The organism is Lactobacillus kalixensis DSM 16043, from assembly GCF_001434335.1.
Taxonomy (GTDB): domain Bacteria; phylum Bacillota; class Bacilli; order Lactobacillales; family Lactobacillaceae; genus Lactobacillus; species Lactobacillus kalixensis.
Window position 1 is genome coordinate 18,961 of the sequence record NZ_AZFM01000025.1, and the last position, 9,408, is coordinate 28,368.

General features: G+C 32.7%; 11 protein-coding genes. 10 read left to right on the plus strand and 1 reads right to left on the minus strand.

What is annotated here, in order from left to right; translation table 11 throughout:
- Window positions 1-165 precede the first annotated feature (165 nt).
- The 3 genes from FC46_RS07330 (at window position 166) to FC46_RS07340 (ending at window position 3,354) form a co-directional block, all read left to right on the plus strand.
- Entirely contained in the window at window positions 166-1,284 is a 1,119-nt protein-coding gene (locus FC46_RS07330; protein ID WP_057799314.1) for a 5-methyltetrahydropteroyltriglutamate--homocysteine S-methyltransferase, read from the plus strand.
- Window positions 1,285-1,428: 144 nt separating this feature from the next.
- Window positions 1,429-1,902, plus strand: a complete 474-nt coding sequence (locus FC46_RS07335; RefSeq protein WP_057799316.1) for an S-ribosylhomocysteine lyase — start codon at window positions 1,429-1,431, stop codon at window positions 1,900-1,902.
- Between the two features lie 168 nt (window positions 1,903-2,070).
- Window positions 2,071-3,354 carry an ATP-binding protein gene (locus tag FC46_RS07340; protein ID WP_057799318.1) on the plus strand — a complete coding sequence of 428 codons (1,284 nt, stop codon included), beginning with the start codon at window positions 2,071-2,073 and terminating at the stop codon, window positions 3,352-3,354.
- Between the two features lie 113 nt (window positions 3,355-3,467).
- On the opposite strand, the gene FC46_RS07345 is transcribed toward FC46_RS07340, so the two are convergent.
- Complete coding sequence (locus tag FC46_RS07345) at window positions 3,468-4,520, minus strand: ElyC/SanA/YdcF family protein (RefSeq protein WP_057799320.1); 1,053 nt, start codon at window positions 4,518-4,520, stop codon at window positions 3,468-3,470.
- Window positions 4,521-5,133: 613 nt separating this feature from the next.
- Between FC46_RS07345 and FC46_RS10145 the strand changes: the two genes are divergently transcribed.
- The 7 genes from FC46_RS10145 (at window position 5,134) to FC46_RS07380 (ending at window position 8,697) form a co-directional block, all read left to right on the plus strand.
- Complete coding sequence (locus FC46_RS10145; RefSeq protein WP_157046807.1) at window positions 5,134-5,340, plus strand: hypothetical protein; 207 nt, start codon at window positions 5,134-5,136, stop codon at window positions 5,338-5,340.
- Between the two features lie 180 nt (window positions 5,341-5,520).
- Window positions 5,521-5,703, plus strand: a complete 183-nt coding sequence (locus tag FC46_RS07355) for a hypothetical protein (RefSeq protein ID WP_057799324.1) — start codon at window positions 5,521-5,523, stop codon at window positions 5,701-5,703.
- A 133-nt stretch (window positions 5,704-5,836) separates the two neighbouring features.
- On the plus strand, window positions 5,837-5,977 hold the full coding sequence (locus tag FC46_RS10260) for a bacteriocin-like peptide, LSEI_2386 family (protein ID WP_169787534.1): 141 nt from the start codon (window positions 5,837-5,839) through the stop codon (window positions 5,975-5,977).
- Window positions 5,978-6,166: 189 nt separating this feature from the next.
- On the plus strand, window positions 6,167-7,300 hold the full coding sequence (locus FC46_RS07365) for a GHKL domain-containing protein (protein ID WP_236702305.1): 1,134 nt from the start codon (window positions 6,167-6,169) through the stop codon (window positions 7,298-7,300).
- A 2-nt stretch (window positions 7,301-7,302) separates the two neighbouring features.
- Window positions 7,303-8,103 carry a LytR/AlgR family response regulator transcription factor gene (locus FC46_RS07370; protein ID WP_057799328.1) on the plus strand — a complete coding sequence of 267 codons (801 nt, stop codon included), beginning with the start codon at window positions 7,303-7,305 and terminating at the stop codon, window positions 8,101-8,103.
- Window positions 8,104-8,123: 20 nt separating this feature from the next.
- Window positions 8,124-8,375, plus strand: a complete 252-nt coding sequence (locus FC46_RS07375) for a hypothetical protein (protein ID WP_057799330.1) — start codon at window positions 8,124-8,126, stop codon at window positions 8,373-8,375.
- A 40-nt stretch (window positions 8,376-8,415) separates the two neighbouring features.
- Window positions 8,416-8,697, plus strand: coding sequence for a bacteriocin immunity protein (locus tag FC46_RS07380; RefSeq protein WP_057799332.1), 282 nt, complete (start codon window positions 8,416-8,418; stop codon window positions 8,695-8,697).
- Window positions 8,698-9,408: the final 711 nt, after the last annotated feature.

Below are 9,408 nucleotides of genomic sequence, written 5' to 3' on the forward strand. Positions count from 1 at the left end.
GCATCCGAGTATAATTTCTCAATTAGAGAAACGTACTTAGTGAGAGCATCAATGTGAATTGATACTGAACACAGGGTGGTAACACGCGTGAGCGTCCCTGGACATTACGAAAGTGATGTCTGGGGGCGCTTTTTTTATTCTTTTCTTAGAAAAGGAGAGTTAATTATGAGTAAGAATTTAGTACATTATGATATCGTTGGTAGTTTTTTAAGACCAGAAAGCTTGAAGAAGGCAAGAGCAGAATTCGCAGCAAAGAAGATTTCTCAAGATGAATTGACTAAGGTTGAAAACGCAGAAATCACTAAATTGGTTGAAAAAGAACGCGAAGTCGGCTTGAAGATTGTTACTGATGGTGAATTCAGAAGAAGTTACTGGCATCTTGATACTTTCTGGGGCTTTGAAGGAATCAAGCATACCAAGCAAGAACATGGCTACATCTTCCACGATGAAGAAACTCGTAATGACTCAGCTCAAGTTGAAGGAAAGATTAAATTTAATGGCGACCACCCTGATCTTGCAGCTTTCAAGTTCTTAAAGACTTTAACTGATGGCACTGACGTAATTCCTCGTCAAAGTATCCCATCTCCAGCTCAATGTTATGCCGAACTTGTAAGAGGTAAGGAAAACATCGAAGCAGTTAATAAATTTTACGATAATGAAACTGATTTGTTAGACGATGTGGCAAAAGCTTACCGCGATTTGATTCTTGCTCTTTATGAAGCAGGTTGTCGCGATGTGAAGCTTGACGACTGTACTTGGGGCATGGTAGTTGATGATGATTTCTGGTCACTTATGACTGAACAAGGCTTTGATCGTGATGAACTTCAAGAAAAGTACTTGTACGTAAATAATGAAGCTTTGAAGGATTTACCAGAAGATTTGAGAACTTCAACCCACATATGCCGTGGTAACTACCACTCAACTTGGGCTGCTAAAGGTGGCTACGGCCCAGTTGCTAAGTATGTTTTCGCTCAAGAAAATGTTGAGGCATTCTACTTAGAATTTGATAACGAAAGATCTGGTAACTTCGACCCAATCAAAGAAGTTCCAGCCGATAAGGAAGTTGTCTTAGGTATAATCACCAGTAAAGATCCTGAACTTGAAAAAGAAGAAGACGTGATTAACCGCATCAAGGAAGCAAGTCAGTTCCATGAATTAGAAAACTTATCATTGAGTACGCAATGCGGTTTTGCATCAACTGAAGAAGGTAACCAACTTACTGAAGATGAACAATGGAAGAAGATTAAGTTGGTAATCGACACCGCTAATAAAGTTTGGAAATAGAAAATAATTATAGGAGGTCAAAAAATGAGTGAACAAAAGTTGTTGATTATTGGACAAATAATTTGGGGGCTTTTGATTTGCTTTGGCCTCTATACTGTAGCAAACTTATAATTGAGAAAAGATTTTAATAAGGAGAGAAGTTTTATGGCAAAAGTTGAAAGTTTTACACTAGATCATACTAAAGTTAAGGCACCTTACGTTCGCTTGATTACTGTTGAAGAAGGTCCAAAGGGCGACAAGATTTCAAATTACGATTTGCGTTTGGTTCAACCTAATAAGAATGCGATTCCTACTGGCGGTCTTCACACAATTGAACACCTCTTGGCAAGTTTGCTTCGTGACCGCTTAGATGGCGTAATCGATTGTTCACCATTTGGCTGTCGTACAGGTTTCCACTTGATCGTTTGGGGTGAACATTCAACTACTGAAGTTGCCCAAGCACTTAAGTCATCATTGGAAGAAATCCGTGACAATATTACTTGGGAAGATGTTCCTGGTACTACTATTAAGACCTGTGGTAACTACCGCGACCACTCATTGTTTAGTGCTAAAGAATGGTGTCGTGATATTTTAGAAGAAGGTATCAGCGACGATCCATTTAATAGAAATGTAATTTAAGGTAAATAGAGCTGGAAGAGATTCCGGCTCTATTTTTTTGCCTGTATTTTTCGATCTGTCGAATATAATCGACAAAAAGTGCGAAAGTTGTCGAGTATATTCGACAAAAAATGCAAAAAGTGTCGAGTATAGTCGACAAGATGATATAATGAAGTAGAGGTGAAACAAATGGATCATAATATTCTTAAGCACGTAATCGCAGATCAACATCGAATAATTAGAGAATCAGAAATAATTCCGCGAGAATATACTTTTGATCCCCAAGCTAACTATGTTTTAGTTGGTTTAAGAAGAGCGGGTAAATCAACATTACTTTACAAAATTGCACAAGATCTAATCAAACAGGGGAAATCCTGGTCTCAAATTATTTATGTGAATTTTGAAGATGAAAGATTGAATGGGTTCAAGCTGGAAGATTTTGATGATATTCTTTCAGTGGCAAGTGAATTAACTGATCAAGAGCCATATATTTTCTTAGATGAAGTTCAAAATATTGATGGATGGGAAAAATTTGCTAGACGTTTAGCGGATTCAAAATATCGTACATATATCACAGGTAGTAATGCAAAGATGTTATCTTGGAAAGTAGTTGAACGTCTCGGTGCACGATACTTTATTAAAACAATCTATCCTTATAATTTTAAAGAATTTCTCAATGCTAAGAAGATAGAATATAATGAAATGTCATTCTTTGATACAGCAGCAGATGGTCGACTACGTGCTGAAAGTTTCGACTTTTTAACACATGGTGGGCTACCTGAAACCTTGATTTATTCGGATAGACGAGATTATTTAGAATCTATTTATCAGAAAATTCTATTCGGAGATTTGATTGCGAGAAATAACATCAGAAATCCCGAAGCATTCAGGCTATTAATCAATAAGATAGCTGAAACAATTATGCATGATATCTCTTACCGTACTTTAAGCAATGCAATCGGATCAGTAACCAATAGTAAAATTAGTACTGATACAGTTATTAGTTATATCGAATATGCGAAAGATGCCTTCTTATTATTTGATGTTAAAAATTATGTTTCCAAATTTGTAGAAAGAAATTCTACTCCAAAATATTATTTTGCAGATAATGGGATTTTAAAACTTTTCCTATTAAATAAGGATGCGATCTTATTAGAAAATCTCGTTGCCATTGCTTTATATCAAAAATTTGGTGATCAAGTTTATTACCTTAAATCAAATAAAACAAAAATAGATATTGATTTCTTTTTACCAGAGCAGTCTACAGCAATCCAAGTTACATACGATTTGAATGAAAATGATTATACAAGAGAAATAGATAATTTAATAAAATTAAAGAAATCAAATGAAGAAATACAAAATTTGATAGTTGTAACCAGTGAACAAGAAAGAACAATCAATACAGATGAAGGATATACGATAAAAGTTGTTCCTTTGTATAAGTTTTTACTGAATGAAGACTTTCAACATTAAGCTGTCGAATATATTCGACAAAAATCACGAAAGTTGTCGAGTATATTCGACACTTTACACAAACTAAAAAGTAGTCTAGCTTTGAACAACTAGACTACTTTTTAATTACGATATTATAGATGTAAAAAAATGGAAAGATAATACATTCCTGCAAGCAATAATGTGAAAAATGCTAAGGAAGAAATTACTCTAATTTGCAATCTTTTGGTAATGACAAGATAAGCGATAAATTCGCGGACGAAGGCATTCAATGTGAAATACCACTTGGTCTTAGCGCCGTAGCCGACACATTTTAGACCTTGTCTTTTTGCAAGAACTAGAGCGCGATAGACGTGGTATGAATTAGTCACTATACAAAAAGTACTGTTTTTCTTCATCAACTTGTGTGAAAATTTAAGATTTTCATTGGTATTTTTAGATTTATCTTCTATTATAATGTCTTCTTTTGGAACACCACGACTCTCTGCATGGGCTGCCATGGCGTGTGACTCCGGAATTTCTTCATCCGGACCTTGGCCACCTGACATGATGAGCTTGGAACCAGGATTGCGATGGTAAATTTCAATCCCGCGGTCGATTCGACTGGCTAGAAGCGGGGTGACTTTTTTACCAATTAAACCTGCACCGAGAACAATGACGTAATTCAGAGGTTTCTGATGAATGTTGATCAAGTTAAGCCAAGAGGTCAACGTGTACATCACCAGAATGAAAATTATGTAAAAAATGCTTAAAGTAATGAAGAGATAGATGAATCTAAACCACGCTTCAGAAGTGAAACGACCAAAAAGTGGATAGCCGAAGATGAGAAATACAATTACGAAAGCCATTCCTAGCGAGAGAAAGTTAGTCCATCTCGTTCCTTCTTTGATCAGAATCTTAATACCATCATAGATGAACATTGCGATCAAGAGAATGATGAACGCAAAGATTAGCAGCGCAATCCCAACTGCAGTGGCAATTAAGAATGAAGAGATTCTGTCATGCAAATGCGGGAAGGCGGTGTCAGCCAGGATGATTACATCAATCGCTAAAAAAGCAAGAAACGTCAAGGTGCTAGTTAAAGTGAATCCCGCCCACATTGACCGTCTTTCGTGAGTTAAAACAAAGATGAATATTCCTAGATTGATTAAGAATAGTGCTAGAAACCAATAGAAAACTGTCAGCATTTTTGATACCTTTCTAGATAGTTATTTACCATAAATTATACAGACATTTTTGGTGAATGAGCAATGATGAAGTGTGAAGGTGAAAGCCGTCTAGAGAAAACTAGGCTATTTTTTACTACATTACGTTATACTACATTATAATGTAGTAAAAATTTTGAAGCATTATTACTAAATCGGTCCAAAAACAAACCAAATCAGTCAATTAGCACAATTAAGGCGATGAATCAGGTATTATAAGATTATACTTAATTAGCTAGAAAGGCAGATGGTAGATCATGAATAACACGGTTATTTCTATTTTGATGCTTATAGGTATTGGATTGGGATTATGTGTAGTAATTGCCATATTCAGAACTATGATTCATCATGAAAATGGTCAATATATCGTACGATATAGTTTGAATTCCCGTTTTAATAATGGGAAAGGTAAGGGAAGACACCACAATATTCAAGAAAAACCGGTAAATTCATTCTGGCAGGTATTTGGATTGAATTTTCTAAACAATTTATTTTATGTGATTTGGATTTTTCATTAAGTATCATGAAAATTTATATCGAATTTATCCTAATAGTGATAGGAATAATTATAGGAATCATATTGATAGGCACGCTTGTGTGGTCGCTGATCTACGTTGGCTTACATATGGAAGGCAATAGATTTATTTTCAGGATTAAGAAGCATGAAGGAAACGAAACCACCTATGAGACTAAAGAAGGTAGCAATTACTTTGGTTTAGTTTGGTACTTTTTCATTTCTAAACTAAGAGGTCTTGGTCCTGCTATTATTGATGTAATTACTACTCTTTTTATGCAAGTTTAAGTTTCATACTTATGTGTAAGATCAATCGAAGTTTTTAATTCGATTGATTTTTTTTGGACGGATTCGGTATATAAATAACAGAATTGGACTAAAAGTCTTCTAAATTGATCTACTTTAACTTAGAGAAATAAAACTTAGGTATTATACATATGTAAAGTAAAAGAAAGAGAGGAAGGCATTATGAATAGAAAAGTAATCGTAACTGACTGTGAGTTAGCTAATGTAGTTGGTGGTACTTCACGATTGGATGAGATAATTGTAAGTCCTGAGGTGAAAAAGTTGTTGGAAATGAATGATAATACCGTATTAGAACCACCACGATATGGAATTAAATATCCAGGTCCATATAGAATTTACATCTAAATAAATGCATTAAGATACCAAATCAGTCAAAAAGCTGGTTAAATTGGTATCTTTTTGCGTATGAATTAAAGAACATGATATATTTAAATTGTCGGAAATGTTAGATGATAATAACGAAAGGAATTGAATTATCATGGAAAAGAAAATTGTTAAGAAGACTGCTTTGGAGGAAAAGGATTTAGTTAAGGTTGTTGGTGGGAAGAATGCAATATCTTCTGGATTTATTGGTTTTAACATTATACGCAATATGAATATATTTAAGAGATTTCATTAATTATGATTTTAGAGATAATCCTTATTTTTTACTTTGGATTAATAGATGTATGGTGCTTCTTTAAAATATCAAAGATAAAAGTAAATAAAGCAATAGTAGCGATTTTATTAATTTTTATTACTGTCCTAGGTTCCCTAACCATGTTAGGTAATTGGGGGTGTAATTTTAACAAATATACTTGAGATTTGTTTGTTTTCTTTGATTTTTAGAAAAAATGAATGTATAGAATTAGCATTAGGATCAATCTTGTGTATAGTTATTCTTGATTTGCTAAATGATATTTTAGTAGGAATAATTATTCAAGGATTTAATTTGAAATCTTTTTCTTTGCAATTATACATAAGAATTCTATCTCCAATTTCTATAGTAGTTTTTGTAGATATATTTAAAAAAAGGTTACACGCTTATTTAGTTGGCAAGAATAGAAAAATCTTCTTGGGGATTCTATTTTATTTATATATTTCTAGTTTAAGTGTATCTATTGTATACATATATAGCGATAGTATTACGCCAGTTTCTTTATTCTTTTCTCTCTATTTACTTGTTCAAGCTATATTTGCAATTTTTATTTTTCATGAAATTATTATCATGCAAGATAAAATTTTAGAGAAGAAAGAACAAGATCAACTTAAATATAACCAACATCAGCTTGAAGAATATGCAGATTATCTAGAAAAAAGTGAAGATGACTTACGTGCGTTCAGACACGATTACAAGAATATTCTTAATTCACTAAAAGTTAGTGCGCAAGAAGGTGATGTTCAGGATGTGGTTCAAAAGCTGGATAAATATACAGAAACAAATTTGAATTCAGAAGCCTTGCTCAAATATAAGGACGTAAATCATGTTCATGTTAGGTCAATAAAAAGTATTTTCATTACTAAAATGGCGGAAATGTATAATCTGAATATTCCCTATAATTTCGAATGCAGAAATGACATAAAAAAATTACCAAGTGAAATTGATGAGTTGGATCTGGTTCGTATCATAGGAATTACTCTTGATAATGCAATTGAAGAAAGCAAATCGTTAATTGCAAAAGAGAATGAAGTTAGTGCAGCTGAAATTCAAATGATGGTTTACTCTAACGGTACAGATGACTTTGAATATGAAATTAGAAACAAAGTAATAGATCGAGAAATTTCAACTCAAGAAATTCAAAAACGTGGCTTCACTACCAAGAAGAATCATAAAGGCTTAGGACTGGCAAATATTAAAGAACTTGAAACTAAGTATCCTGATCTGTCTATTTCCTATATGCTTGAAGATGATTGGTTTGATTTTTATATGGCCATAGATACTGAAGAGGATGAAAGTGAATAAAAATGACACAATTTCCTATTATTGTTTGTGACGATGATCAAGATTTAGCTAATCAATTAGCTAGAAACATTGATTCTTCAATACAAAATTTAACTGATGATAATCCAACTTATGCTGAATTAGACGAAAAGGTTACTTTGGTTTCTTATGATTTTGCTGGGATAGCTGGTGAAGTAGTTGAAAAAGATATTAAGAATGGTATCTATTTCTTAGATATTGAATTGAGTCGAGAATCTAAAGATAAGAATGGAGTAGATTTGGCGCAGTTTATTAAGAAAATTGATGAAAACGCTCAAATCATTTTTGTTACTGCATATGACAAATATGCTCCTTTAACATATCGTCGACGAATTGGAGCTATTGATTATATTAATAAGTCATTATCTAACGAAGAGATCATGCAACGTATCAATGAGACACTTCGAAATGCCTTTGATAATCTATCTAACAGAGTAAAATATGGGAAACGTGATTTTACTTATAAAATTGGTCGAAGAAAATGTAAAGTTGCTGAAGATGAAGTTCTATATATTGAGAATAGTGCTGCTCAACACAAGGTGCATATGGTCACGGAAAACGGAGAAGTAGATTTTAAAGGTAATATTAGTCAGATGGATCAAGAAGCTCCCTTTTTAAAGAAAGTTTCTCAATCTTATCTTGTAAACCCCAAGAATATAAAAGCGATTGATCCAAGCAAACATCTTATTTTCTTTGATAAGAATCAAGTTGTGACATTCTCTAGAGCTTTTAAAAAAACAGTAGAAAAGTTTGTAGAGGAGTTCGATAATATTAAATTTATATAATTTCTTAAGGAGAGATAATCATGATCGCTTATGGATATATACCTGTTATTATTCTTGTGATTGATTATATTTATTATTTTGTACGTTCTAGGCGATCCGGAAAATCGCCCGCGTTTAACGCAACGTTATTATGTTTAAATGCAGCATTCATTGCTATTCTTGCGATGTCAGATGATTTTCCAAAAATGTCGAGAGATTATGCGATGATTGAAGTTATGATAACGATTATAATAGGTGTAGCTATCCAAGATTTATTTAAGAGTCTTAAGTGAGTTAGAATAAGTTTTAATATAACCAGGAGATAATATTATTATGTTTTTTAGAAAAAACCAAAATGCAACACAGCAATTTAAAGAATCATTGAACAATGTTATGACAGATCCAGAAGTTGCTTCTAATGAAAAGCTACTTAACTTATTCAAAAATGCTGCTGTAAAGGCGGAAAAAAATGAATCAGTTTCAAGTGTTGCTTCCAACTTAGCACTTCAGCTTCAATCTAACTTCGGTGAGAACGAATTACCAAAATCTGTTATTGATTTTCAATTGACGATTCAGAAGTATAGCGCCATTGGTGCAAACGGAATAATTCTTTAATTTGGGGATTATGAATACTTTTTATTTATCATTTCCTTTTGTTTATTATCAAATAAATCAATGTAGTTGAAGCAACACTAGAAATCGCTACAATTAAGTAACTTGAGCTAATAGGGATGTGCTGTAATAATTGGTAACCTACAAAGATAATTTGAAAAAACAAATTTAAGTAATAGACTATATTAAAAAATTTTTTACCAGTTATCATTTTTAACTCCTAACTATTAATGCAATTATCTTTTTTCTTAGTACTTTGACCAATAGTATATCCTACAGCAAAGAGTATGAAAAAATTCCTACTCCAATACCTATGGCAGCACCAGTGATTACAAAACCACCTTTAATGTTATCAGATCTTGATTGGAAAGTGATTCGAAATTTTTGCACTTATATTTTATGGTAATACTTCCATATGGCTAACATTAGGCTATATCGCATTTTTTATCATATTATTTTTGATACTTTACTTACGCGGTGACTTTTCTAAATAGGATTAGCTAATAAATTATTGAATCTAAATACTAAATTAGTCCAAGTTTCGCAGGGTACTACAATTTATATGAATGCATATATTATTAATCTAATTTCAATTTTACAAATTTGAATTGTAATTAGATTTTTTGTTAAAAGAACAAGACGAATTTGGTTAACAATCTGAAACTTGAAAGCACTAAAATACACCAGAACCCTCGTCGGTTCTGGTTTTTCCTT

Coding starts and splice junctions, on each gene's coding strand:
- FC46_RS07375 (WP_057799330.1), top strand. CDS start 8,124: ATGATCGCTTATGGATATATACCTGTTATTATTCTTGTGATTGATTAT.
- FC46_RS07355 (WP_057799324.1), top strand. CDS start 5,521: ATGAATAGAAAAGTAATCGTAACTGACTGTGAGTTAGCTAATGTAGTT.
- FC46_RS07380 (WP_057799332.1), top strand. CDS start 8,416: ATGTTTTTTAGAAAAAACCAAAATGCAACACAGCAATTTAAAGAATCA.
- FC46_RS07330 (WP_057799314.1), top strand. CDS start 166: ATGAGTAAGAATTTAGTACATTATGATATCGTTGGTAGTTTTTTAAGA.
- FC46_RS07345 (WP_057799320.1), bottom strand. CDS start 4,520: ATGCTGACAGTTTTCTATTGGTTTCTAGCACTATTCTTAATCAATCTA.
- FC46_RS07335 (WP_057799316.1), top strand. CDS start 1,429: ATGGCAAAAGTTGAAAGTTTTACACTAGATCATACTAAAGTTAAGGCA.
- FC46_RS10260 (WP_169787534.1), top strand. CDS start 5,837: ATGGAAAAGAAAATTGTTAAGAAGACTGCTTTGGAGGAAAAGGATTTA.
- FC46_RS07370 (WP_057799328.1), top strand. CDS start 7,303: ATGACACAATTTCCTATTATTGTTTGTGACGATGATCAAGATTTAGCT.
- FC46_RS07340 (WP_057799318.1), top strand. CDS start 2,071: ATGGATCATAATATTCTTAAGCACGTAATCGCAGATCAACATCGAATA.